Annotated in this window: 21 protein-coding genes and 1 pseudogene; 5 read left to right on the forward strand and 17 right to left on the reverse strand. The window is 64.7% G+C overall.

Features of this window, described 5'->3' with window-relative positions; genetic code table 11:
- Positions 1–198, reverse strand: a pseudogene (locus EOD29_RS36515) (hypothetical protein); the annotation flags it as partial.
- 299 nt (positions 199–497) lie between these two features.
- On the opposite strand from EOD29_RS36515, the gene EOD29_RS14915 reads away from it, so the two are divergent.
- The gene (locus tag EOD29_RS14915; RefSeq protein WP_127247252.1) at positions 498–2477 is read left to right on the forward strand and encodes a M23 family metallopeptidase; all 1980 of its coding nucleotides are present in this window, start codon (positions 498–500) and stop codon (positions 2475–2477) included.
- Here EOD29_RS14915 and EOD29_RS14920 read toward each other — a convergent pair.
- The 11 genes from EOD29_RS14920 to EOD29_RS14970 form a co-directional block, all read right to left on the reverse strand.
- On the reverse strand, positions 2474–4030 hold the full coding sequence (locus EOD29_RS14920) for an MFS transporter (RefSeq protein WP_127247086.1): 1557 nt from the start codon (positions 4028–4030) through the stop codon (positions 2474–2476). The two genes, EOD29_RS14915 and EOD29_RS14920, sit on opposite strands and share 4 nt — an antisense overlap.
- A gap of 242 nt (positions 4031–4272) precedes the next feature.
- Entirely contained in the window at positions 4273–5787 is a 1515-nt protein-coding gene (locus EOD29_RS14925) for a L,D-transpeptidase family protein (protein WP_127247087.1), read from the reverse strand.
- Between the two features lie 141 nt (positions 5788–5928).
- The gene (locus tag EOD29_RS14930; protein WP_127247088.1) at positions 5929–6288 is read right to left on the reverse strand and encodes an MmcQ/YjbR family DNA-binding protein; all 360 of its coding nucleotides are present in this window, start codon (positions 6286–6288) and stop codon (positions 5929–5931) included.
- Positions 6289–6469: 181 nt separating this feature from the next.
- Entirely contained in the window at positions 6470–9076 is a 2607-nt protein-coding gene (gene clpB, locus EOD29_RS14935) for an ATP-dependent chaperone ClpB (protein ID WP_127247089.1), read from the reverse strand.
- 255 nt (positions 9077–9331) lie between these two features.
- Positions 9332–9853 (reverse strand): SRPBCC family protein, encoded by a 522-nt coding sequence (locus EOD29_RS14940; RefSeq protein WP_245475349.1) that lies wholly within the window; start codon positions 9851–9853, stop codon positions 9332–9334.
- Positions 9831–10196, reverse strand: a complete 366-nt coding sequence (locus EOD29_RS14945; RefSeq protein ID WP_127247253.1) for a metalloregulator ArsR/SmtB family transcription factor — start codon at positions 10194–10196, stop codon at positions 9831–9833. Before EOD29_RS14945 ends, EOD29_RS14940 begins: the two co-directional genes overlap by 23 nt.
- Before the next feature lie 153 nt (positions 10197–10349).
- A complete protein-coding gene (locus EOD29_RS14950) occupies positions 10350–11309 on the reverse strand; it encodes a DUF4167 domain-containing protein (RefSeq protein WP_245475350.1) in 960 nt (319 codons plus the stop codon).
- 337 nt (positions 11310–11646) lie between these two features.
- Positions 11647–12516: a peptide chain release factor N(5)-glutamine methyltransferase gene (prmC, locus tag EOD29_RS14955; RefSeq protein WP_067319053.1), complete on the reverse strand. Its 870-nt coding sequence runs from the start codon at positions 12514–12516 to the stop codon at positions 11647–11649.
- Complete coding sequence (prfA, locus tag EOD29_RS14960; protein ID WP_127216785.1) at positions 12509–13588, reverse strand: peptide chain release factor 1; 1080 nt, start codon at positions 13586–13588, stop codon at positions 12509–12511. Before prfA ends, prmC begins: the two co-directional genes overlap by 8 nt.
- A gap of 139 nt (positions 13589–13727) precedes the next feature.
- A complete protein-coding gene (gene ptsP / locus EOD29_RS14965) occupies positions 13728–15998 on the reverse strand; it encodes a phosphoenolpyruvate--protein phosphotransferase (RefSeq protein WP_066990090.1) in 2271 nt (756 codons plus the stop codon).
- Positions 15999–16081: 83 nt separating this feature from the next.
- Positions 16082–17335: an aspartate kinase gene (locus EOD29_RS14970; protein WP_066990093.1), complete on the reverse strand. Its 1254-nt coding sequence runs from the start codon at positions 17333–17335 to the stop codon at positions 16082–16084.
- Between the two features lie 217 nt (positions 17336–17552).
- Here EOD29_RS14970 and EOD29_RS14975 point away from each other — a divergent pair, with 217 nt between their 5' ends.
- Complete coding sequence (locus EOD29_RS14975; protein WP_164757328.1) at positions 17553–17849, forward strand: antibiotic biosynthesis monooxygenase; 297 nt, start codon at positions 17553–17555, stop codon at positions 17847–17849.
- Between the two features lie 126 nt (positions 17850–17975).
- Complete coding sequence (ubiG, locus tag EOD29_RS14980) at positions 17976–18725, forward strand: bifunctional 2-polyprenyl-6-hydroxyphenol methylase/3-demethylubiquinol 3-O-methyltransferase UbiG (RefSeq protein ID WP_095824176.1); 750 nt, start codon at positions 17976–17978, stop codon at positions 18723–18725.
- A 17-nt stretch (positions 18726–18742) separates the two neighbouring features.
- Here ubiG and EOD29_RS14985 read toward each other — a convergent pair whose 3' ends face one another.
- Complete coding sequence (locus tag EOD29_RS14985; protein ID WP_127247091.1) at positions 18743–19657, reverse strand: DMT family transporter; 915 nt, start codon at positions 19655–19657, stop codon at positions 18743–18745.
- Between the two features lie 102 nt (positions 19658–19759).
- Between EOD29_RS14985 and EOD29_RS14990 the strand changes: the two genes are divergently transcribed.
- Positions 19760–20275 (forward strand): MarR family transcriptional regulator, encoded by a 516-nt coding sequence (locus EOD29_RS14990; RefSeq protein ID WP_095828469.1) that lies wholly within the window; start codon positions 19760–19762, stop codon positions 20273–20275.
- On the opposite strand, the gene EOD29_RS14995 is transcribed toward EOD29_RS14990, so the two are convergent.
- The 4 genes from EOD29_RS14995 to EOD29_RS15010 form a co-directional block, all read right to left on the reverse strand.
- Entirely contained in the window at positions 20238–20663 is a 426-nt protein-coding gene (locus EOD29_RS14995; protein ID WP_067319064.1) for a DUF1178 family protein, read from the reverse strand. The genes EOD29_RS14990 and EOD29_RS14995 overlap by 38 nt on opposite strands.
- Positions 20660–21520 carry a carbon-nitrogen hydrolase family protein gene (locus EOD29_RS15000; protein WP_127247092.1) on the reverse strand — a complete coding sequence of 287 codons (861 nt, stop codon included), beginning with the start codon at positions 21518–21520 and terminating at the stop codon, positions 20660–20662. Before EOD29_RS15000 ends, EOD29_RS14995 begins: the two co-directional genes overlap by 4 nt.
- A 2-nt stretch (positions 21521–21522) precedes the next feature.
- On the reverse strand, positions 21523–21792 hold the full coding sequence (gene grxC / locus EOD29_RS15005) for a glutaredoxin 3 (protein ID WP_066990112.1): 270 nt from the start codon (positions 21790–21792) through the stop codon (positions 21523–21525).
- 76 nt (positions 21793–21868) lie between these two features.
- Positions 21869–22669, reverse strand: coding sequence for a ComF family protein (locus EOD29_RS15010; protein WP_067319068.1), 801 nt, complete (start codon positions 22667–22669; stop codon positions 21869–21871).
- 64 nt (positions 22670–22733) lie between these two features.
- On the opposite strand from EOD29_RS15010, the gene EOD29_RS15015 reads away from it, so the two are divergent.
- Positions 22734–23606: a methyltransferase domain-containing protein gene (locus EOD29_RS15015; RefSeq protein WP_127247093.1), complete on the forward strand. Its 873-nt coding sequence runs from the start codon at positions 22734–22736 to the stop codon at positions 23604–23606.
- Positions 23607–23615 lie beyond the last annotated feature (9 nt).

Raw genomic sequence — 23615 nt, forward strand, 5'->3', positions numbered from 1 at the left:
CCCGGCCCCTTTCGCTTGCCGCTTCGGGGCCCTTCGAGTGTCGCTCACGCGGCTCTCTTGAATTTCACAGAGGGCAGATTCAGAAGCGAACTTCTCGGCCGCCAGCGGCGCGCCGCCCTCGTTGGTGAGGCGTATATAGTCGGGGGTTACTCGAACCGTCAACACCGATTTCGAACTTTTTTGAATTTTTTGCGACAAATTTTTCGACGGCTATGTTTCGCCAGCCAACCGCCCCTGCGGCACGTCCGCAGCCGTCCGCACCAAGCCCTATTGCCGCCGCATTGCGGTCGGACACCGGACATACAAGCAAGGCGCCCGCGTACGCGTGAGAGCCTCGACCGCAGACGACAAGAGCCGCGTTTCTAAGAGACGTGTGATTGGGGATATCGGCCCCGGCTTGCCGCTTCGTTTGACTTCACTGGCTGCGACAGGCAAATGTCATGGCCGCAACGAACAACGACAAGCCGTTTCGCCCGGGGAAGAAGCAGCCTTTCTGGATGCCAGACACGGAAGATGTCATAGCCGAACTCGGCAACGAGCCGCCGCTGATCGCCGACGGCCGCAGCGGTCCGCCTGACCGCCGCGAGGTTTCGGCACGTTGGCTTTCGGGCACGTTCCTGACCGGGGTGACCTCGAGCGTGCTGATGGGCGTGGCCTTGTTCGCGGCCCTTGATGGTCGCCAGCAGTTGGCGACACCGCCTGAAATCGCCGAGCTCATCAACCTCGCCAGCGGCGGCGACGATTCCGGCGAGCAGGCCAAGACGACCAGGCTGGTCGCGCTGCGCCAGATCGCCAGGGCCAAGGACCGCCGGCGCATGGAAGTGTCGATGGTCACCAAGGTCGGTGACCGCGACGTCATCCACACCATGCCGTTCGTGCAGATCAAGATGGCGCTCGCGGCCGGCCACACCACCAGCCGTCCTTACCCGCCATTCGACCCGATGCAGGTCTTCGGCGACGACGGCGACGACAACGCTCAGCCGGCTTCCGCCACGGCGGTCGCCGGCCAGATCTATGGCGCCAAGGTCGAAAGCGAGATGAGCCTGAAGACGGTCGACTTCCCTATCGAGACGGCATCTTTTGACGAAAAGAGCGACCTCTCCGCCGACGAGGTGGAAAAGGTAGTGCGCGAAGCCGGCAACGGCCTGAGCGACGGCGCCGTCCAGGTTGCGGCGCTTCATTATGTCGACCCGCAGCGCTTCGGCGACGCCTTCGCCGAGAGCATGGCGGGTTCCTACGACGTCAAGATCACGCCGGAGAACGTCTCGGTGGCGCCACGCGCCACGCCGGACGACCAGACGCCGGCCTTCGCCGAGGAAATCATCCCTTTCACCGAGGACACCGATATCACCGAGGCCTTCGCTGATTCGGGCTACACCGGCGATGACGCCACCGGCATGTCGGAAGCGATCGGCAAGCTCTTGAACGCGACGGCGCTCAAGGCCGGAACGGTGCTGCGCGTCGGCCTGGAGGTGCGCGGCGACGTCGCCAAGGTAGTCCGCACCAGCGTTTACGACCGCACCACGCATATCGTGACCATCGCGCTCGACGATCGCGGACAGTTCGTGCCGGCGCAGGAGCCGGAGCCCAATCCCGAATTGCTGACGGCGTTCGATGATTCGCAGCCGGTGGTGGTGCGCGGCAACCTGCCCAACGTCTATGACGGCATCTATCGAGCCGCCTTTTCCTATGGCATGTCGAAATCGATGACCCAGAAGCTGATCAAGCTTCTTGCCTCGGACGTCGACTTCCAGTCGCGGCTTTCGCCGTCGGACCGTCTCGAGGTCCTGTTTTCGCAGCCCGACGGCGACGACCAGACCTCCGACAGTTCTGAGCTTCTCTACGTCTCAGCCACCTTCGGCGGCCAGACGCGCAATTTCTACCGCTTCCAGATGCAGGACGGCGGCACCGACTATTTCGACGAGAACGGGTCGAGCGCCGAGCAATTCCTGCTGCGCAATCCGCTGCCCGCCGGCAAGTTCCGCTCCGGTTTCGGCGCGCGCCGGCACCCGATTCTGGGATATGTGCGCATGCACACCGGCGTCGATTGGGCCGCGCCCATCGGCACGCCTATCATCGCCGCCGGCAACGGTGTTGTCGAAAAGGTCGGCTGGGCCGGCGGCTACGGCAAGCAGATCATCATCCGCCACGCCAATGGCTACGAAACTTCCTACAATCACCAGAGCGCTTTCGCCAAAGGGATCGAGCCGGGCGTGCGCGTGCGTCAGGGCCAGGTCATCGGCTATCTCGGCCAGACCGGCCTCGCCACCGGCCCGCACCTCCACTACGAGCTGATCGTCAACGGCACCAAGGTCGACCCGATGCGCGTCCGCCTGCCGGTCGGCAAGGTGCTGAAGGGCGACGATCTCGTTGCCTTCAAGCGCGAGCGCGAGCGTATCGACGACCTGCTCAAGCAGGAAGACGGAAATTCGCTGAAGGTCGCCAGCGCCAAGACCGATTCGCAGCTTCCCAACTAATCCGGCGAATCGCCCGTCTGCCGTGGCCAGGGCAGCGCCTGTCCGGGCACGGTGAGCCAGGCGAGGATCGACGATAGCAGGCAAAGCAGCGTCGTGACGGCGGCGACCGCGGCAAAGGCCGAATCGCTTGCCGCAATCCTCAACGCGTCGAGATTGGCCGCGAGCCCGGACGCCGGCGGTTCGCCGAAACCGGGCATGCCGGCAGGGCTGCCGGTCGATCGCGCATAGACGAAAGCCGCGAGCGAGCCCATCGCCGCCACCGCGATCAGGCCGCCGATGCGCGAGACGGCATTGTTGATGCCGGATGCCGCGCCCGTGTCCTTGTCCTCGACGGAGGTCATGATCGCCGTCGACAGCGGCGACACGACGAGCGCCATGCCGAGCCCCATCACCGCCATCAGCGGAAAGGTCCCGGTCCAGAAATTGTGGATCCCGGCATGGGCGAGCAGGGCCATGCCGGCAAAGGCGATGGCGACGACCAAGCTGCCGGCGGCGATCGGCAGGCGCGGGCCGATCTTGTCGGACCACTGGCCGACCGGCCCCGACAGCAGCGCGATCAATGCCGACAGCGGCAGGAAGATGAAGCCGACCTCGGCCGAACTCAGGCCCCAGCCCGCGATCAGAACCATGGGCAGGTAGAACAGGTTCGCCGACAGCGCGAAATAGAGGAAGAAGGTCGCGAGATTGGCGCCGGCGAAGGCCCCGATGCGAAACAGGCCGAGATCGATCATCGGCTCGCGCTGCCAGCGCTCGTAGAGAATGAAAATGAAAAGCAGGACGACGCCGGCGACGATCGCCGGCCCGGCCATTATCCCGCCGCCCTCGGCGTTCATCGCCGTCAGCCCATAGGCCAGCGCCCCGAAGGCGAGCGTGGCGAGCGCGGCGCCCCCGAGGTCGAGGCTGCGCTTTTCGGTCGGCTGGTCCGCCGGTATCTTGGCGAGCAGCAGATAGATCGAAACCAGTCCGAGCGGCAGGTTGACGGCAAAGATCGCGCGCCAGACGCCGTTGCCGAAAGTCGACAACGCGAACCCGCCGAGCACCGGCCCGAGCGCCGTCGTCAGCGCCGAGGCCGCGGCCCAGATGCCGATCGCCCGGCCACGCTCCTTTTTCGGATAGGCCTTGGCGATGATGGCGAGGCTGCCCGGCACCATGATGGCGGCGCCAATGCCCTGGATGGCGCGGAACGCGATCAGAATTGCCGGATTGGGCGCCAGCGCGCAGGCGAGCGATGCTGAGATGAAGAGCGCGATGCCGGTCACGAATGCGCGCCTGAGGCCGAATCGGTCGCCGGCGGCACCACCGGCCAGAATCAGCGCCGAAAGCGTCAGCGCATAGGCGTTGGAGATCCATTGCGCTTGCGCCAGGCTGGCGCCGAGATCGACGCGCAAGGCCGGCGTGGCGATCGCCAGGATCGAACCGTCGATGAAGCCGAGCGCCGAGGCGAGGATTGCCGCGACCAGCACGAACTTGCGCTGTGTCTGCGGGCAAAAGGTGCCGTTCGCGCGCGTCGCGGTCGAAAGCGAATCGGCTGTGGCTTCACTCGAGGAAGGCATGAAAACCTGCTTAGCTCTCCGGCGTATCGGTAACAACGAGCCAGAAGATTGCAGTTCTGAAACCAGTTTGGTCTGACGGCATGGCCAGGGAGGTAGCCATCGTAAATGCAAACGAGCCGTCGCGTGCTAGGTTCCGGCGGGTCATTCCAGAAGGGGGAGAGCCAGCCTATGCCTCATCACCCGCTGCTCAGCGCGGGTTCATCCTGGCGATGCAGCTGATCTATGCAACCGCCATGCGCGGCTCATTGCTGCGCAAAATCATCGACTGAAGACCCGCCGACGAACTCGACGGTCACGCCCGGCGACACCAGCTTGGCGAGCTCTCGCGCATCCCAGTTGGTCAGGCGCACGCAACCGTGGCTTTCGGTCTTGCCGATCTTGGAAGGATCGGGCGTGCCGTGGATGCCGTAGGTCGGCTTGTCCAGCGCGATCCAGACCGAGCCGACCGGACCGTTCGGCCCCGGCGGGATGGTCAGGATTTTGTCGTTCTGGCCCTGCTTGAAATTGATGCTGGGATTATAGGTGTAATTGGGATCGAGCGCGATGCGCGACACGGTGTGGATGCCGGTGGGCGACGGTGTGTCGGCCGAACCGATGGTGGCCGGATAGGCCGCGACCAGCTTGCCGCCCGCGTCATAAGCGAAAACTTCCTTCTTGTCCTTATCGGCAACGATGCGGGCAACCGGCGTCGACACCACCTGGCCGAAATTGGCGACCTTGATGATGGTCCCGGGACGGTTGAAGTCGAGGCCTTTGTTGATCGACTTCAGATAGCCTTCGTCCATGTGGAAGCGCTCGGCGAGCGCCTCGGTGACCGAGGTGTAACCCATGCGGTCGAGCTTGGCCTTCTGGCTGTAATCTTCCGGGATCGAGGCGACATAGGGTCCGGCCACGTCCTCGGGCGTGATCGTGTAGGAGGCGAAGGCGTCGCCCCCCGACTGGGCGAGCGCCGCCTTAATGGCGGCCGAGTCGGTCGATTTCAGATTGCTGCCGGTGATCTGGTTGTAGGCGGCCAGGGCCTTGTCGACATTCGAGCCGAAGCGGCCGTCGATGACTCCCGGCGAGGCGCCGGCGCGGTCGAGCAGCACTTGGAGTTCGGCCACGTCCTGGCGCACGCCGAGCGAAAGCGACGGATCGACGGTCGCCTTGCCGCCCGTGTCCGGCGGCAGCGCGGCCTGGGTCTCCGGATTGACTTGCAGCACGTCCCCCTGCCCAGGGTGCGGTTCGATCGATGCTTCGTTCAGCGGCTCGCGCTTGATGGTGTCCGACCGTGGTGCCTCCGGATAGGTTGTGGCATACCCTTCGTCGTTCGGCGCCGGCGGATAGGCCTCGACGGAATTGCCGCTGTTGGAATCGTAGTCGTCGACCGGCGGCGGGATATACCGGCCGTTCTCGTCCAGCTGCCTGCGGCGGAAGCGGGCCATGTCGTCGGGATCGTCGAGATAATAACGGTCGTCGTCCTCGACGGGCGCACGCCCGAGCTCCTGCATCCGCAGCTGACGGCGCAGCGCCCGGCGATCGAGCCGGGTCTGCGGCGGCTGGATGGCGATCACCTTTCCGGTATCGGCATCGACAAGCACCCGGTTGCCCCTGGCATCGTAGTATATGTCGATATTGCCGTCCTGGGCGAGCAGGAGCGCGCCGTGTTGAGCGGACCGAACCGTCTTCTGCGCGCCTTCCAGACTGGGCGCTGCGAGCGCGCCGGAAGCCGCCAGCCCGGCCGCGAGTGCCGAAAGGGAAAAGATCGTGCGCAGCATGGGGGTCAGGCTCTCCGGTCGGCTCGGTCTTGCTGGGCGAACCCTTCGCCAGCAAACCAGTTACCAAAACTAAGGTTCCAATATGAACCGGGCATGAAGATGGCGGATTTCCGGCGTCTCACCATGGTCCCCAACCGAATGTCAGTGCAGCCCCAATTCGCTGCGCGCCAGTTTCGTCAGCTTCAGCACGACCAGGCGGTGGCTTTCGCGCAGGTAGTCCTTCAGCGCGGCATCATCCACGCTTTGGCTTGTCTGGCGCTGGATCCATTTCATGCCGCGCGACGCGAGATAGGGCGCGGGCCGGCAGCCTGGCTGTTCCTTCAGCACGTCAAACGCCATGTCGGAGCATTTGAAGGTAACGAAGACCTCGCCCTCCCGGTCATGGCCGCCGATCGCGAACACCTGGCCGCCGACCTTCCAGACGTGAGCCCCGCCCCACTGCACGACGTGGGTCGTGGCGGGCAATGTGGCGCAGAAGCCGTTATAGTCCTCGAGCTTCATTGGAATCGGCCCTCCGGGACCCGCGATCAAGCTCGGTTTTGCCGCAGGGCCCTGTCGAAAAGCAAGAGCGCGCCGCCCTGCCGGATGCGACGCGCTCCTCGTATCCTTGTTTGCGCAATTCGGACGGAAAACCGCCAAGCGCTTTTCCTGGAATGGCTCGGGTCACATGCCCCGGCTCGACTCAGGCGGCGGCTTCAGCCGCCACCACCGTCGGCTTCGCACGGAAGTTCAGGCGATCGGAACCGGCGGTGACCTTGACGGTCGAGCCGTCGAGGATTTCGCCGAGCAGGATCTTCTCCGCCAGCGGATCCTGCAGTTCCTTCTGCATCACCCGCTTCAGCGGCCTGGCGCCATAGGCCGGATCGTAGCCCTTGCCGGCCAGCCACTCGATCGCATCGTGATCGAGCGACAGCGTGATCTTGCGATCGACAAGCAGGTTCTCCAGCCGCTTGAGCTGAATCTCGACGATGCGATCCATATCCTCGCGTCGCAGCCGGTGGAACAGGATCACCTCGTCGACGCGGTTGAGGAATTCCGGACGGAACGAGGCTCTCACCACGCCCATCACCTCGTCGCGCACGGCATCGACGTCCTGGTCGTCGCGGAGATTGACCAGATATTCGGCGCCGAGATTCGACGTCATGACGATCAGCGTGTTGCGGAAGTCGACCGTGCGGCCCTGACCATCGGTCAACCGGCCGTCGTCGAGCACCTGGAGCAGCACGTTGAACACGTCCGGATGCGCCTTCTCGATCTCGTCGAACAGCACGACCTGGTAGGGCCGGCGCCGCACTGCTTCGGTGAGCGCGCCGCCCTCCTCATAGCCGACATAGCCGGGAGGCGCGCCGATCAGCCGGGCGACCGAGTGCTTCTCCATGAACTCCGACATGTCGATGCGCACCATGGCGCTCTCGTCGTCGAACAGGAAGGCGGCGAGCGCCTTGGTGAGCTCCGTCTTGCCGACGCCGGTCGGACCCAGGAACATGAACGAGCCGATCGGCCGGTTCGGATCCTGCAGACCCGCACGGGCGCGCCGCACGGCCTTGGAGACCGCCTGCACCGCCTCGCCCTGGCCGACGACGCGCTTGCCGATCTCGTCCTCCATACGCAGCAGCTTCTCGCGCTGTCCCTCAAGCATCTTGTCGACCGGAATGCCGGTCCAGCGTGACACGACATGGGCGACGTGGTCAGGCGTGACCACCTCTTCCACCATGCCGGCCTTACCGTCCTGGGCTTCGGCTTCCTTGAGCTTCTTCTCCAGCTCCGGGATCTTGCCGTAGGCAAGCTCGCCGGCGCGCTGGAACTCGCCCTTGCGCTGGGCAATCGCCAGCTCGTTGCGCATCTCGTCGAGCTGCTTCTTCAGGTCGGCGGCAAGGCCGAGCTTGTGCTTTTCGGCCTGCCACTTGGCGGTCAGCTCGGTCGACTGCTCCTCGAGGTCGGCCAGATCCTTCTCCAGCTTGGTCAGCCGGTCCTTCGAGGCGTCATCCTTCTCGACCTTCAGCGCCTCGCGTTCGATCTTGAGCTGCATGATGCGGCGGTCGATCTCATCCAGCGCCTCGGGCTTGGAATCGACCTGCATCCTCAACCGCGATGCGGCTTCGTCCACCAGGTCGATCGCCTTGTCCGGCAGGAAACGGTCGGCGATGTAGCGGTTGGAAAGCGTCGCGGCCGAAACCAGCGCCGAATCGGAGATGCGCACCTTGTGGTGCTGCTCGTATTTCTCCTTCAGGCCGCGCAGGATCGAGACAGTGTCCTCGACCGTCGGCTCGTCGACGAAGACCGGCTGGAAGCGGCGGGCGAGCGCCGCGTCCTTCTCGACGTGCTTGCGATATTCGTCGAGCGTGGTCGCGCCGACGCAGTGCAGCTCGCCGCGCGCCAGCGCAGGCTTCAAAAGGTTCGAGGCGTCCATCGCGCCATCGGCCTTGCCGGCACCGACCAGTGTGTGCATCTCATCGATGAACAGAATGATGCCGCCTGCGGCGGAAGTGACTTCCGACAGCACGGCCTTCAGCCGCTCCTCGAACTCGCCGCGATACTTGGCGCCGGCAATCAGCGCGCCCATGTCGAGCGCCATCAGCCGCTTGTCCTTCAGCGATTCCGGCACGTCGCCATTGACGATGCGCAGCGCCAGGCCTTCGGCGATCGCCGTCTTGCCGACGCCGGGCTCGCCGATCAGCACGGGATTGTTCTTGGTGCGGCGCGACAGCACCTGGATGGTGCGGCGGATCTCGTCGTCGCGGCCGATGACCGGGTCGAGCTTGCCCGCCCGCGCATCCGCGGTCAGGTCGCGGGCGTATTTCTTCAGCGCGTCGTAGCCCTGCTCGGCACTGGCCGAATCGGCGGTGCGGCCCTTGCGGACATCGTTGATAACCTGGTTCAGCGCCTGCGCGGTGACACCGGCCTTGGCCAGGATGTCGGCGGTCTTCGCCGACTTCTCCATGGCGAGCGCCTGCAGCAGCCGCTCCACGGTAACGAAGCTGTCGCCGGCCTTCTTGGCCAGTTCCTCTGCGGTCGAAAACACCTTGGCAAGCGGCTGGGCGAGATAGAGCTGGCCGTTGCCGCCTTCGACCTTGGGCATAGCCTCCAACGCCGCCTCGACGCCGAGCTTCACGTCGCGAATGCTGCCGCCGGCGCGCTCGATCAGAGACGCGGCAAGGCCCTCGTCATCATCGACGAGCACCTTGAGCATATGTTCGGGAGTGAATTGCTGGTGGTTGCGCGAGAGCGCCATGGTCTGCGCGGACTGGATGAAACCGCGCACGCGCTCGGAATACTTCTCCGTATTCATGTATGTCTCCTTCCATCACCGGCCCGCTTTGCGGCACCGGATCAGATTGCGGTGACGGACCCCCTCATTCGAGCCGAGTCCTGCTCAGCCGAGATATGGTGTATTAGCTCAGGTCTCTCAAGACGCCCTGATGCCGGTCAGCGCAGAATATTCCAGGGCCTGGTCGCCCGAAGCGCGCAGCGGTTTTGGGCGAACATTAGGCATTAAAACAAGGGCTTAAGTGCTGCGGCTGCGTGACGCGCGACATCGACGGCTTCATGATCGTCCACCGCTCGCGCCCAGGGTGACGAGAAGCTCGTCCAGTTGCCCGAACGTCTCGCTCATCGCCTCCGCCGCACCGGTCCCGGCAGCGTCGAGAGCCTCCTTCGAGGGATAGAGCTCGTGCAGGACCAGCAGCGTCTTGCCACCGTTTTCCTCGAAGGTCACCGTCGTGACGGGTCCACCCTCACCGCCTTCCTCATTGGTCCAGACGAGGCGCGACTGCGGTGTCACTTCGATGTACCTGCCGAAGAACTCGTCAAGGTTTGAGCCATCGTGGCCGAACGCCAAACGGTACCTGCCCCCGACACGGACATCCATCTCGCAGGAACGCAGCACCATTCCCATCGACTTCGGCGCCCACCACTGCTTGAACAGCTCAGGCTTGGTCCACGCCTCGAACACGATGCGCGCCGGAGCGTTGAGGGTTCGCCTGACGACGAGCTCGCGGTCCGACGTCCGTTCCACCGTCGTGCGGTTCTGCATCGGTGTGGCCTCACTCCCTTTGCTTGCGTCCATCGACCTTCTCCTTTCGTTTCAGTTCCTCGACCACCTTGTCCAACCCGTCGAAGCGTGCGTCCCAAAGCTGGCGGTACCTCTCGATCCATGCCGCCTCTTGCTCCAGCCCGCGCGGGCCGAGCTTGCAGGTCCGCACACGCCCGACCTTTTCCGTGCTGACGAGCCCCGCTTGCTCCAAGACACCGACGTGCTTCTTCATGCCCGTGAGGGTCATGTGGAACTTCTCGGCCAGTTCCGTGATCGAAGCGTCCGCACGGCCGAGCTGCTCCAGCACGCCGCGTCGAGTCGCATCCGAGAGCGCGGCGAATGAAGCATCGAGGCGGGTCTTGATATACTGAACCATATGGTTCAGTATTAGCGCACAAATTACCGCCATGCAAGGAAACGAAAGCGCGTCGCGCTGAAACGGATTCAGGCGACGTGCTTTAGGCACGCAGAACGAAAAACGGCGGAGAAACCTCTCCGCCGTTCGAATTGCCTGGAAATAGACCTGCGGTCAGCTATCTGCGTCGGCGACTGCCGGCTCGCCGGCGCCGCCTGCCGGCTCACCGGCGCCGTTCTCGCTCGGCGCTGCATTTGCCTCTTTGGCGGCAGTCGCGGCAGTCGCGCTGCCGCTGTCCGCGACGTTGCCGCCATCGGCGGCGCTGTCCGCCCGGCCGGCATTGCTTTCATCGGCATTGCCCTGCTCGGCGCTATGGCCCTGCTCGGCATTGCCGCGACCGCGACGTGGACGTCTCTGCCGACGCCCACCGCCATTGTCCGTGCCGGCTTCGTTGCGCTCGGCCTGGGCGGCAAGGCTGTCGAACAGCGGAGCCTGCTCGGCCGCAACGCCGTCTTCGGCGGAGCCCTCCGGCTTGGCCTGCGCCTCATTGCGGCGGCTCTGATCGATCTGCTGGCCGCCATGTTCGCTGCGCTCTCGCTGACCATTGTCGCCGCGCTGACCATTCTGACCGTACTGGCCATAGCCGCCATTGCGGCGGTCGCGGTGCCTGTCACGACCATTATTGTCGCGCCGGTTGTTGTCGCGGCCGTTTTCCTGGTTGTAGGCGAGTTCCGCCGGCGTGCCTTCGATCACCGGCTGCGGCCCGGAACCGTTCGCGGCGGCCTGCGACTCGCCGGCATTTGCGTTGCCGACCGTGTCGAACTCGTCGCGATCCTCATCGACGTCGTCATCGAAGTCGTCGCGGTTCTGGTGGGCGTTCTGGATGGGCATCTGCGCCTGCGCGGCCGCGATGATGCGATTGTAGTGCTCGGCGTGCTGGAGATAGTTCTCCGCCATCACCCGGTCGCCGGAGCTTTGCGCGTCACGGGCGAGTGCAGCATATTTTTCGGCGATCTGCTGAGCCGATCCGCGGATCTTCACGTCCGGACCGTTGCTCTCATAGTTGCGCGTCAGGGGATTGGGCCCCTTGCGGTTGTTGTTGCCACCGCCGCCATTGTTGTTGCGACCGCGCATGCGCCTGTTCTGCTGTTGTGGCCTCATTCGACTCTCTTCATGTGAATTTTCTAAAACTCGTCGCGAACGGTGGCGCTCATGCAGCCGACCGTTTCGTTTTTTCACCGGCGTTCGCCCGCATCGATTGCGTTGGCGCCACGTGCCATCCTGTTCCGGTTACATCACTTGCCGGACGATTCCCGCACGAAGCATGGGCGTCGTTTGCGCAAGGAGGCAGCTATTTCCAAGGAAAACCGAATCGCTAAGAGCACTGCCTGCTTCGTCTCATCCGGTTAAGCCGGAACCTAGCTGCATTCCCTAATATTGCCAAGCGTTTTTTCGCACTGCATCAGGGCTTTCAACGCTCAAACACCAGAACCCTGTCGTTTCCGCCAAGATCGCGTCGCGCCTCCGACAGCCTGTAGCCGGCTGCCGCGAAGATTGCGGTCACCTCGCTTTGCTGCGTATGGCCGATCTCGACCGCTACCTTGCCCTGCGCTTCCAGAAATCCTTCCGCCTCTCCGGCGATGATCCTATAGGGGATCAGCCCGTCCACACCGCCATCGAGGGCCTGGCGTGGATCGAAATCGCGGACCTCGTCCTGCAGATTTCCAATGTCTCGACTGGGTATATAGGGTGGATTCGCGGCAATTAAATGGTATCGGCCCGAAACTTTTTCGAACCAGTTGGAATGCAAGGCCTTGAAGCGCCCGCCGAGCCCCAGATCCGCGGCGTTTCGCGTAGCGGTCGCCAGCGCGCCGGGTGAAATATCGACGCCGGTCGCGGTCGCCGCCGGAATCGCGCTGAGCAGCGCCAGCGCGATTGCGCCGGTTCCGGTGCCGAGATCGAGGATACGGCACTGGCCAAGCCTTTCGGCCGTCGACTTGGCGAAGGGCAGGATCGCGTCGACCAGCGTCTCGGTATCGGGGCGCGGCTCCAGCGTGTCCGGCGACAGCGACAGCCGCAGCCCATAGAACTCGCGATAGCCGAGAATGCGATGCACCGGCTCACCTGCGACGCGACGCCTCAGGGCCGCCTCGATTGCCGCAAGAGCCGCAGAATCCACCGTTCGGCCCGGCTCCGCGATAGCCTGGGTGCGCGTGGTTTCGGAAAAATGCTCGACGATCAGCCTGGAATCGAGCGCCGGATCGGCAATGCCGGCGGCAGCGAGCCGCTCCCTCGCCGCGTGCAGCAGCGGTCGAAGTGCCGAGGGCAAAGGATCAGCCATCAATACCCATGTCGGCGAGCAGCTTCGACTGATGGTCGGCGATCAGCGCGTCGATCACCTCGTCGAGCTCGCCCATCATCACCCGGTCGAGCTTGTAAAGGGTGAGGTTGATGCGGTGGTCGGTGACGCGTCCCTGCGGGAAATTATAGGTGCGGATGCGCTCCGAGCGATCGCCCGAGCCGACCTGCGATTTTCGCGACGACGAGCGCTCCTCGTCCGCGCGGCTGCGTTCCAGGTCATAGAGCCGCGCCCGTAAAATCTGCATGGCCCGCGCCCGGTTCTGGTGCTGCGACTTTTCCGCCTGCACCACCATGATGCCCGTCGGCAGATGCGTGATGCGCACCGCCGAATCGGTGGTGTTGACGTGCTGCCCGCCGGAGCCGGACGCGCGCATCGTGTCGATGCGGATGTCCTCTGCTCGGATATCGATATCGACCTCCTCGGCCTCGGGCAGTACGGCGACCGTCGCCGCCGAGGTATGGATCCGCCCGCCGGCCTCGGTTTCCGGCACGCGCTGCACGCGATGCACGCCGGATTCGAATTTCAGCTGCGCGAACACGCCCTTGCCCGACACCGAGGCGATGATTTCCTTGTAGCCGCCGACTTCGCCTTCGCTCGCCGAAACGACCTCGAAACGCCAGCCGCGCGAGGCGGCGTAGCGCTCATACATGCGAAACAGATCGCCGGCGAACAGGGCCGCCTCGTCGCCGCCGGTGCCGGCGCGGATTTCGAGGATGGCGTTCCTGTCGTCGGCGGCATCCTTGGGGAGGAGCAGAATCTGGATATCCTTCTGCAGCACCTCGATGCGCTCCTTAACCTCCGGCAGGTCGGCCTCGGCCAGCGCCCGCATCTCGGCGTCGATGTTCTTGTCGGCGAGCATCGCTTCGAGGTCGGCCTGTTCCTGCTCGGCGGCGCGCAGCGCCCGGATCTTGCCCACCATCTCCTGGATATCGGCATATTCGGAAGCCATTTTGACGTAGGCATCGGCCGTCGGCCCTGCCGACATCTGCGCTTCGAGCATGTCGAAACGCTTGACGACTTGGTCCATGCGGTCGCGGGGCAAGTTGATCATGGGCTCGGGACTTCGATGGAATTCACGTCAGGACGAGTCGAAACTGGCGAATTTCGAGAACCGGAGCGGAATGTACATTTAGGTCCATGAGCACCGGAAGCGCAGAAAATCGACATTTGCAGACCGCCCTCACGTGAATCTAGAGCGGAATGGAGCGGTCGTCGGCAAAGGCTTGCAGCAGCGCCCGCATTGGCGTCCCTTGGACGGGGGCCATCAGATTGTCGTTGAAGAAGGCTTCCAGCTCCTGCAGCGGCAATTCGGTCAGCATCGCCTTGACCGGGCCGATCGAGGCCGGCGACATCGAGATCGAGCGGAAGCCGACGCCGATCAGCGCCATCGCCGAGATCGGCTTGCCCGCCAACTCGCCGCACAGCGTCACCGGCGTATGGTTGCGCGCGCCGGCGTCGGCGATCTGCTTCAGCACGCGCAGGAACGGCGCCGACAGCGTGTCGAAACGGTCGGCAAGCTGCGTGTTGCCGCGGTCCACCGCCATGACGAACTGGAAGAGGTCGTTGGAGCCGACCGAGACGAAGTCGACCGCCTTCATCAACTCGTCGAGCTGGAACAGCAGCGACGGCACCTCCAGCATCGCGCCGAGCTTGAGGCTCGTCGGCAAATGATGCGCAAAACGCGACAGGTGCCGGACTTCGCGGTCGATGATCTCGCGCGCCTGCGCGATTTCCGACAGTTCCGTCACCATTGGCAGCATCAGCTTCAGCTCACGCCCGCCACAAGCCTTGAGCAGCGCGCGGATCTGTGTCCTGAGGAGGCCGGGGCGGTCGAGAGTGAGGCGGATCGCCCGCCAGCCGAGTGCCGGGTTTTCCTCTTGCACCGCGCCCTTGAAATAGGGCAGCACCTTGTCGCCGCCGATGTCGATGGTACGGAAGGTGACCGGCTTGCCGCGAGCCGCCTCGAGTACATCGCGATAGAGCCGCTCCTGCGCCTCGGCGCGCGGAAAGGTCGAGGCCACCATGAACTGCAATTCGGTGCGGAACAGGCCGATGCCGGCCGCTCCCGATTCTGAAAGCTGCGGCAGGTCGACGGCAAGGCCGGCATTCATCAGGAGATCGACGGGGACGCCGTCCTTGGTCAGCGACGGCTTCTTGCGCAGTTCGCGATAGATTTCCTGCCGCCGAGCTCGGAAGCGGACCTTTTCGGCATAGGCGGCCTCGAGGTCGGACTGCGGCCGCAGGTGAATGGTGCCTTCCTCGCCGTCGACGATGATGGCATCGCCGTTTTCCGCCATGGAGACGGCGCCCTTGACCTGGCCTGCGACCGGAATGCCCATGGCGCGCGCGACGATGACGACATGGCTGGTGGCGGCGCCGTCCTCCAGCACCAGGCCGCGCAGCTTGTCCCTCGGATAGTCGAGCAGTTCGGCCGCACCCATCGAGCGGGCGACGATGATGGCATCCTTTGGCAGCGAGGCCGCGACATCCTCCGGACCGCGCCCCATCAGCTGGCGCAAGAGCCGGTTGGCGAGATCGTCGAAGTCGCTCATGCGCTCGCGCAGATAGGGGTCCGTCATGTGCAGCATGCGTGCGCGCATGTCGCTCTGCACCTTCTCGACGGCCGCTTCCGCAGTCAGGCCGTTGCGGATCGCCTCTTCCAGCCGGCGCACCCAGCCGCGGTCGTTGGCGAACATGCGATACGCCTCGAGCACCTCTCGATGCTCACCCTCGAAAGCGACGTCCCGGCGCTCGAGCATGTCGTCGATCGACAGCCTCAGCGAGCCGAGCGAGCGGTCGAGGCGACGCACCTCCTCCTCGCTGTCCTCGTTGAACAGATTGGTGACGACGATGCGCGGCTCGTGCAGCACGACATGGCCAAGCCCGACGCCTTCGTTGAAGGCAAGACCGGTGAAGCTTGCCGGACGGCGCAGGTCAAGTTCGAGCCCCGGCCGGGTGAGGCGGGCAAGATCGCCGGTGGCGACCATCTCGGCGATCACCATCGCCGTCGTTTCCAGCGCCTCGACCTCGTCGTCGCGATAGTGGCGCATGGTCTTGTTCTGCACCACCAGGACGCCCAGCGTGCGCCCTGCCCGCAGCACCGGCACGCCGAGGAAGGAATTGTAGATCTCTTCGCCCGTCTCCGGCAGGTAGGCGAAGGCCGGATGCTCCTGCGCGTTGGAGAGATTGAGCGGCCGCGCGCTGGCGGCGATGGTGCCGACAAGGCCTTGCCCGAGCCTCAACTGCGCCAAATGGACGGCGGTGGGGTTCAGACCTTCGGTGGCGTAGAGCTCCAGCACCGAATCGGCGCGCAGCACATAGAGCGAGCATACCTCGGCGACCATGTTGGAGGCGATGTCGCGCACGATACGGTCGAGCCGCTCCTGCGGCTCCAGCGGCTCCTGCATGAGCTCGCGGAGCCGTCTCAGCAGAACGCGCGGGCCACCGGCCATGTCACGCATCGCGGCTTCTTCTCCAATGGGCACGTTGCCCGCCGTAGCTTCCGCCACGGCCGGCGCTCACGCAATAACGGACTCAGTTCTTGCTATTGCTTATCGAGCCCGTAGACGGAATGCAAAGTACGAACTGCAAGTTCCGTATAGGGACCGTCGATCAGTATCGAGATTTTGATCTCGGAGGTGGTGATCGCCCGGATATTGATCGCTTTATCGGCCAGCGCCTTGAAGGCGGTGGCCGCGACGCCGGCATGGCTTCGCATGCCGATACCGATGACCGAGACCTTCGACATGCCGGCTTCCGACTGCACGACGTCGTAGCCAACATCGGCCTTCAGCCGCTCGAGCACTGCCAGCGCCTTGTCGATGTCGCCCGACGGTACCGTGAAGGTCATGTCGGTGAATTTGCCGTCCTCGGAGATGTTCTGGACGATCATATCGACATTGATGTTGGCCTCGGCCAGCGGGCCAAAGATGCCGGCGGCGACGCCTGGGCGGTCGCCGACGCGGCGCAGCGAGATCTGCGCTTCGTCCTTGGCATAGGCAATTCCGGTGACGACCTGCTGTTCCACGATCTCTTCCTCGTCGCAAATAAGCGTTCCGGGCGGATTGAGCAAATCCCCCATTCCGGGCGCGTCGGGATCGTCGAAGGACGACCGCACAAAGGTACGCACCCTGTGCACCATGGCAAGCTCCACCGACCGCACCTGCAGCACCTTGGCGCCGAGCGAGGCCATTTCGAGCATTTCCTCGAACGAAATCTTGGCCAACCGCCGGGCTTTCGGCTCGATGCGCGGATCAGTCGTGTAGACGCCGTCGACATCGGTGTAGATGTCGCAACGGTCGGCCTTGACCGCTGCCGCGATCGCCACGGCGCTGGTGTCGGAGCCGCCGCGGCCGAGGGTCGAGATGCGGTTGTCCGGGCCGATGCCCTGGAAACCGGCGATGACCGCCACCTGGCTCTCGCCGAAGCGCTTGATCAGGAACGCGCCGTCGATGTCGAGGATGCGCGCCGCGCCATGGGCGTTGTCGGTCTTGATCGGGATCTGCCAGCCCTGCCAGGAACGGGCATGGACACCCATGTTCTGCAGGGTTATCGCCAACAGGCCGGCCGTGACCTGCTCACCGGAGGCGACAACGGCGTCATATTCGCGCGCGTCGTGCATGGGCGAGGCCTCGCGCGTCCAGCCGACCAGCTCGTTGGTCTTGCCGGCCATGGCCGAAACCACCACGGCGACCTCATGGCCGGCATCGACCTCGCGTTTGACATGGCGCGCCACATTGCGGATGCGGGCGATGTCGGCGACCGAAGTTCCGCCGAATTTCATCACAATGCGCGCCATGGAAGCGAGATGCCTTTGACTAAAGCCGGCTTGGGGCCGGAAAACGGAAAATGCGCCCGGACCAGCCGAGCCGCGGAAATGCGCGGCCTCCTTAGCTAAAACAGCAAGGCTTCGCAAGCGAGGGCGCAGGAGAAGCGGCCTTGGCGCGATTTTGAAGTCTCCTGGCGGATTCCTGCCGCGCAATGCGATAAACTTGGAAAATCGGATGGAGGAATTCATGACCGAGACGCTGGAGATCGTGACCTTCCGCCTCAAGCCGGATGCTGCGGCTGGTTTTGTTGCCCAAAATGGCGTCGTCACCGACTGGCTGGCGCACCAGCCCGGTTTTCTCAGCCGCCATCTCGGCGAGCGCGACGACGGAAGCTGGGTCGACGTCGTGCGCTGGCAGAGCCTCGAGCAGGCCCAGGCGGCGGCACAGCGCATCATGGCCGAGATCGGCGATTGCGAGGCCATGCGGGCGATCGAGCCGGCCAGCGTCGCCATGAGTCATGCCGCGGTCGCGCTGTCGGCCTAGGCTCGACTGTCCCTCGTCCCGCTGCGGCTGGTTAGCGGCAACGGAAAAACCTGCCTTGACTTTCGCTGCCGGGGACCCGACTTCCTAGCGTTCCCCGACTTGCTGGCGTTCGAGGAGACCCGCCCCATGCCTGAGCCCCGCCGATCGACCATAGATGCCGGAGAAGTCGAACGCTTCTCCGCCCTTGCCGCCGAATGGTGGAACCCGAACGGCAAGTTCCGGCCGCTGCACAAGTTCAACCCTGTGCGCCTTGCCTATATCCGCGACCAGGTGGCGGCGCGCTTCGGCCGCGATCCGCGCGCGGCCAGGCCATTCGAGGGTCTGCGCTTCCTCGACATCGGCTGCGGCGGCGGGCTTTTATGCGAACCGATGGCGCGGCTTGGCGCGGAAGTGGTCGGTGCCGACGCCTCGGCCACCAACATCGAGGTCGCTAAGCTGCACGCGGCCGAAGCCGGCGTAAATGTCGACTATCGCGCCACCACGGCCGAGGCGCTGGCCGACGCCGGCGAGACATTCGACGTTATCCTCAACATGGAGGTGGTCGAGCATGTCGCCGATGTCGATCTCTTCGTCGCCAAATGCAGTGAGATGGTCCGGCCCGGCGGCATCATGTTCGTCGCCACCATCAACCGCACGCTGAAGGCGCTTGGCCTTGCCATCATCGGCGCCGAGTATGTGCTGCGCTGGCTGCCGCGCGGCACGCATCAGTTCGGCAAGCTAGTGCGGCCGGAGGAGTTGGCAAAGGCGCTTGGCGCGGCGGGGCTGACCATCGTCGACCGGACCGGCGTGATCTATCATCCGTTGGCCGACCGCTGGCAGAAATCCAGGGACATGGACGTCAACTACATGGTGCTGGCCGAAAAAGCCTCGGTCTAAGCGGCCAACTGAAGCGTTTACGCCGCCTGGCTTTGCAGCTTCGGGCTTGGCTGGCTCTGCGCCTTGGTGGTGATGAGCACGCCGGCGGTGATGATGGCCGCGCCCAGCCAGGTCAGAAGCTGATAATGCTCGCCGAGGAAGATCGTGCCGGCAAAGAGCCCGACCGCCGCCGCCACATAGCCGATCTGGCTGAGATAGACCGGCCCGCCGACCGCCTGCAACCGGAAGAAGAAGGCAAACATCGCCGAAGCCGACGCCACCTGTGCGACGACCACCAGCGGCACGCCGCCGAGCGGAGCAAATGCCTGCCAGCCGAGCAGAGTCAGGATGCCGATGAGAAGCAAGGTTGCCGACGCCAGATGGCTGCCAACGGCGAGCTCGATCGGACCGGTGTCCTCGGGCCAGTCGATGGTGCGGTAGATGTTGCCGGCGGCGAGGCTGACGGGGATGAGAAGGCCGACCGCCACCCAGAAATATTCGGCCGGCTGGCCGGCCTCCCCACGCGTCAACGCGACCATCACCGCGCCGATAAAACCAACGATAATGCCGATGACGCCGAGCAGGTTCGGTCGCCGCACCCCAAGCAGGATCGAGAACACCAGCGTGATGACCGGCGACAGCGTGAACATGATGCCCGTGTAACCCGCGCCGAGATGCGGGATGGCCGAGAACATCAGCAAGTTGGGAAAGGCGTAGGAGATGGCTGCGGTGATGAAGAAATAGCGCAACTTGTGCGCCGTGAGCCGGATGCGCTGACCTAGCAGCAGAAGCGTTATCAGCAACACGCCGCCGGCACCGAACGAGATCACGAAAGCCCAGGCCATTGCCGGGACACCGGCCGCCGTTGCCAGCTTGCCGAAGGGGAGCGTCATGCCGAGCAATCCGCCGGTGACGATCAGAAGACCCAGTGCGGAGTCCCAGAGCAATTTCATCTGCGTGATCCTGTGGCTACGCGGCCAAGCTTGGCGGCCGCTCCAACTTGGGATAATATAGCGTAAAGATTCTCAATATCAAGATACTTTACGGTGAGGCACATGGACCGTGCGGCAAGAGCGATGGAGCAATGGCGCAAGGAACGGCCGGACCTCGACGTCTCGCCGATGGGAGTGATCGGGCGACTGAACGAAGCGTCCTCGCTGATCGCGCGCGACCGGCTCGCGCCGCTCTTTGCCCGTTTCGGCCTGCAGCAGGGCGAATTCGACGTGTTGGCCACGCTTCGCCGCTCCGGCGCGCCTCACGCGCTGACGCCGACCGAGCTCTACGAGGCGACGATGGTGACCTCCGGAGCAATGACCGCCCGGCTCGACCGGCTGGAAAAGGCGGGCCTGATCCAGCGCGCGCCGCATCCCAGCGATCGCCGCGGCGTTGTGGTGCAACTCACCTCGAAAGGCCTCGAACTCATCGATGAGGCCCTTACCGCCCACGTCGCGAATGAGCATGAAATCCTCGCCGGGTTGGCGCCAGAGGACCGGAAAATGCTCGCCACACTGCTGAAAAAGCTGATCGGAACTCTTAGTTCCGGTCCTCCGGAAAGCTCGGGATCGGCATGAATTCGACGCCGTCCTCGGCGAGGCTTTTCGCCTCGTCCGGCGTAGCCTCGCCATAAATGCCGCGCGGATCGGTCTCGCCGAAATGGATCTTGCGCGCTTCCTCGGCGAACTTGTCGCCGACATAGTCGGCATTCTCGCGCACCTTGTCGGCGAGCGCCTTGAGCTGTGCCAGCGCCTGTTTCTGCGCGTCGCCCATGGCCAGCGCCATCTTCTCCTGCTTGCGTGAGGTGGAGACCGCCGGCGCCATCAGCGCCTTCTCGACCTTGTGCGAGCCGCAGATCGGGCAATCGATGAAGCCGCGTTTCTTCTGCGTGCCGAAGTCGTCATTGCTGCGGAACCAGGCTTCGAATTCGTGCTCGTGTTCGCAGATGAGCGAAAAGCGGATCAAGAGGCTGCACCCCTGAGACGCGGCGCCTCGCCGGCATTGACGGTGAAATCCCGCGCGTTCTTGAGATTGGGAATCTTGCGACGCGCCGCAGCCGACTGCGCCGGGTCGATCTCGGCGACGATCACGCCGGGCTCGTCATGCGCGGCCTCGGCGATGATGCGTCCCCACGGATCGACGATCAGCGAATGGCCGTAAGTCTCGCGGCCGTCCTCGTGCAGGCCGCCCTGCGCGGCCGCGATGAGATAGGCGCCGTTCTCGATCGCGCGTGCCCTGAGCAGCACGTGCCAGTGCGCCTCGCCGGTCTGGCGGGTGAAGGCTGCAGGCACCGAAAGCACCTGAGCCCCCGCCAGCGCTTCGGCACGGAATAGCTGCGGGAAGCGCAGGTCGTAGCAGACGGCGAAGCCCAGCTTCACGCCGTTGACATCGGTGACGACGCCCTCCGTCCCCGGCTCGTAAGAGGCGGATTCGCGCCAGCTCTCGCCGTTGTCGAGGTCGACATCGAACATGTGAATCTTGTCGTAATTGGCGATCATGGCGCCGTCGGGCGCGAACAGGAACGCCCGGTTGGCGAGCTTGCCGTCGGCGCGCAGGATGGCCGTCGAGCCGACATGCAGGAAAATGCCGAGTTCCTGCCCAAGTTTCCGCGCCGTCGAAACGACGACGTCCTTGTCTTCGCTGGTGAAAGCGGCGGCACCAGCCTGTTTGTCGCGGATGAGCGCGCCGGTCATTTCCGGCGTCTGCACGTAGGTGGCGCCCTGCTGTGCGGCCTCGCGGACCAGCTTTTCCATGGCGGCCGCGTTGCGCTCCGGGCTGGTGCCCGAACGCATCTGCACCGCCGCCGCCTTGAAAACGCTCATGATCAAACCCTCGCCCCGTTGGCAAGCAACACGTCCAGCCGGCCCTCGGACTCCAATTCATGGAGGTCGTCGCAGCCGCCGACATGCGTGTCGCCGATGAAAATCTGCGGAAAAGTGGTGCGCCCATGCGCCCGCGAAATCATTTCCTGGCGCAATTCCGGCGAGAACGACGCGTCATGCTCGGTATAGGCTACACCCTTGCGCTCGAGCAACCGCTTGGCTGCGGTGCAATAGCCGCACATCATCCGGGTATAGATCGTCACATCAACCATCGATCAGCAATCCTGCCTGCGCCCATCGCCCAGCGGTTATGCGAAAGCGACATGCACCAAAACAACAACTTAAGCCCTATATAGTTGCAGACTCATCGGCCCGGAAGTCCCCCGGCAGGACGCGGGCAAAGGTCAGCACGTCGACCGCTCCGGCGCCGCCTTTCTTCAGCGCCTTGGCCACCGACCGCACGGTGGCGCCGGTGGTGAAGACGTCGTCGATGACGAGCACCCTTCGGCCGGCGATCTCGATTTCCGCCTCGGGCGGGACGCGGAAGGCGGCGCGCACATTCTCCTCGCGTTCGTGCCGCTCCAGCCCGACCTGCTGGCGGGTGAGTTTTACGCGCCTCACCGCAGCCGGCGCGAAAGGCAGGCCGCTCAGCTTCGAAACCGCCCGTGCCAGCTCCGCCGACTGGTTGAACTGCCGCCGGAAGAAGCGCCGCCAATGCAGCGGCACCGGCACCACAACATCGGCTTCAGCGATCAGTTCGGCGCCGGCGCGCATCATCCAGCGCGCCATCCAGGGCGCGAGATCGGTGCGATCCTGGTATTTCAGCCCTTGCACCATCTGGCGCGCGACCCCTGAATAGACGACCGCCGCCCGCGCCCGCTCGAAAGGCGGCGGATCGGCGATCGCTTCGGCGGAAAGAAAACCGTCGCCCATGTCATGCGTGAACGGCGTGCCCATAACCGGACACCAAGGCTTCTCCAGCAGCCGAAGCTTCGGCCAGCAGGCGCCGCACAGCACGCCAGGCTGCGAGACGTGGCGGCGGCAGCCGGCACAGACCGGCGGAAACAACAGGCGCGCCGGCCAGCCCAGAGCCTGCCGCGCCATGTCCTTCATCGCAATGGTCTTGATCTTGCGCACCGGATCGGCCACGTGAAGCGAAACCCCGCGCCACCATAGCATCGGTCCGGCACGCACCGACAACAGGAATAACCCATTGCAGCCTTTGATCGACACGGAGCTCTGGCTTGCGCACAAACGCCGGGCGCTGATGCACCCCGTCGACGGAGCCGATTTCCTGATGCGGCGGGCAGCGGAGGACCTTGCCGACCGGCTGGGCGCCGTCGAGCGCAAATTCGGCAAGGCGGCGGCGCTGTTTTGCCAGACATCGGCCGCGACCAGGCTGCTCGCCGGCAGCGGCAAGGTGGCCGACACAGTGCGCGTGGAAACAGACGGTGCCTTCCTTGCCGGAGAAGCCGGCATCGTCGCTCCGGCGGAGACCGTGCCGTTCGAAGCAGAGAGCCTCGATCTTGTCGTCTCGCTGCTGTCGCTGCAGGCGATGAACGACATCCCCGGCGTGCTGGCGCAGATCCGCCGCGCGCTGAAGCCCGACGGACTGTTCCTCGGCGCTTTGGCCGGTGCCGGCACGCTTTCCGAGTTGCGCGAGAGCCTGCTTGCCGCCGAGACCGAGCTTTACGGTGGCGCGAGCCCTCGCGTCCTGCCGTTCACCGATGTGCGCGACGCCGGCGCGCTGCTGCAGCGTGCCGGCCTGGCGCTGCCGGTCGCCGACGTGGAGACGGTCACGGTGCGCTACGATTCGCTGTTCGGGCTTGCCGCCGACCTGCGCGCCATGGGCGAGACCAGCCCGCTTTTGGACCGCAGCCGGCGTCCCGCCACCCGGCGGCTATTCGCCCGCGCCGCCGAAATTTATGCCGATCGGTTTTCCGACCCGGACGGCCGCATCCGGGCAAGCTTTTCGATTGTGTGGATGTCCGGCTGGGCGCCCGATGCCTCACAGCAGAAGCCGCTGAAGCCTGGCTCGGCCCAGGTCTCGCTGAAGACGATCCTCGAGAAGCCGAGGGGGCACTGACCGATGCGC

Source organism: Mesorhizobium sp. M1A.T.Ca.IN.004.03.1.1 (assembly GCF_003997555.1).
Taxonomy (GTDB): domain Bacteria; phylum Pseudomonadota; class Alphaproteobacteria; order Rhizobiales; family Rhizobiaceae; genus Mesorhizobium.

What these genes read in the sequence shown, in the direction of transcription:
- EOD29_RS14985 (WP_127247091.1), bottom strand. Translation starts at nt 19,657, where the DNA reads ATGAAATTGCTCTGGGACTCCGCACTGGGTCTTCTGATCGTCACCGGC.
- EOD29_RS14975 (WP_164757328.1), top strand. Translation starts at nt 17,553, where the DNA reads ATGACCGAGACGCTGGAGATCGTGACCTTCCGCCTCAAGCCGGATGCT.
- EOD29_RS14930 (WP_127247088.1), bottom strand. Translation starts at nt 6,288, where the DNA reads ATGAAGCTCGAGGACTATAACGGCTTCTGCGCCACATTGCCCGCCACG.
- EOD29_RS15000 (WP_127247092.1), bottom strand. Translation starts at nt 21,520, where the DNA reads ATGAGCGTTTTCAAGGCGGCGGCGGTGCAGATGCGTTCGGGCACCAGC.
- EOD29_RS14950 (WP_245475350.1), bottom strand. Translation starts at nt 11,309, where the DNA reads ATGCGCGGTCGCAACAACAATGGCGGCGGTGGCAACAACAACCGCAAG.
- prfA (WP_127216785.1), bottom strand. Translation starts at nt 13,588, where the DNA reads ATGATCAACTTGCCCCGCGACCGCATGGACCAAGTCGTCAAGCGTTTC.
- clpB (WP_127247089.1), bottom strand. Translation starts at nt 9,076, where the DNA reads ATGAATACGGAGAAGTATTCCGAGCGCGTGCGCGGTTTCATCCAGTCC.
- EOD29_RS14940 (WP_245475349.1), bottom strand. Translation starts at nt 9,853, where the DNA reads ATGGACGCAAGCAAAGGGAGTGAGGCCACACCGATGCAGAACCGCACG.
- EOD29_RS14945 (WP_127247253.1), bottom strand. Translation starts at nt 10,196, where the DNA reads ATGGTTCAGTATATCAAGACCCGCCTCGATGCTTCATTCGCCGCGCTC.
- EOD29_RS14915 (WP_127247252.1), top strand. Translation starts at nt 498, where the DNA reads ATGCCAGACACGGAAGATGTCATAGCCGAACTCGGCAACGAGCCGCCG.
- grxC (WP_066990112.1), bottom strand. Translation starts at nt 21,792, where the DNA reads ATGGTTGATGTGACGATCTATACCCGGATGATGTGCGGCTATTGCACC.
- ptsP (WP_066990090.1), bottom strand. Translation starts at nt 15,998, where the DNA reads ATGCGTGACATGGCCGGTGGCCCGCGCGTTCTGCTGAGACGGCTCCGC.
- EOD29_RS14970 (WP_066990093.1), bottom strand. Translation starts at nt 17,335, where the DNA reads ATGGCGCGCATTGTGATGAAATTCGGCGGAACTTCGGTCGCCGACATC.
- EOD29_RS14990 (WP_095828469.1), top strand. Translation starts at nt 19,760, where the DNA reads ATGGACCGTGCGGCAAGAGCGATGGAGCAATGGCGCAAGGAACGGCCG.
- prmC (WP_067319053.1), bottom strand. Translation starts at nt 12,516, where the DNA reads ATGGCTGATCCTTTGCCCTCGGCACTTCGACCGCTGCTGCACGCGGCG.
- EOD29_RS14925 (WP_127247087.1), bottom strand. Translation starts at nt 5,787, where the DNA reads ATGCTGCGCACGATCTTTTCCCTTTCGGCACTCGCGGCCGGGCTGGCG.
- ubiG (WP_095824176.1), top strand. Translation starts at nt 17,976, where the DNA reads ATGCCTGAGCCCCGCCGATCGACCATAGATGCCGGAGAAGTCGAACGC.
- EOD29_RS14920 (WP_127247086.1), bottom strand. Translation starts at nt 4,030, where the DNA reads ATGCCTTCCTCGAGTGAAGCCACAGCCGATTCGCTTTCGACCGCGACG.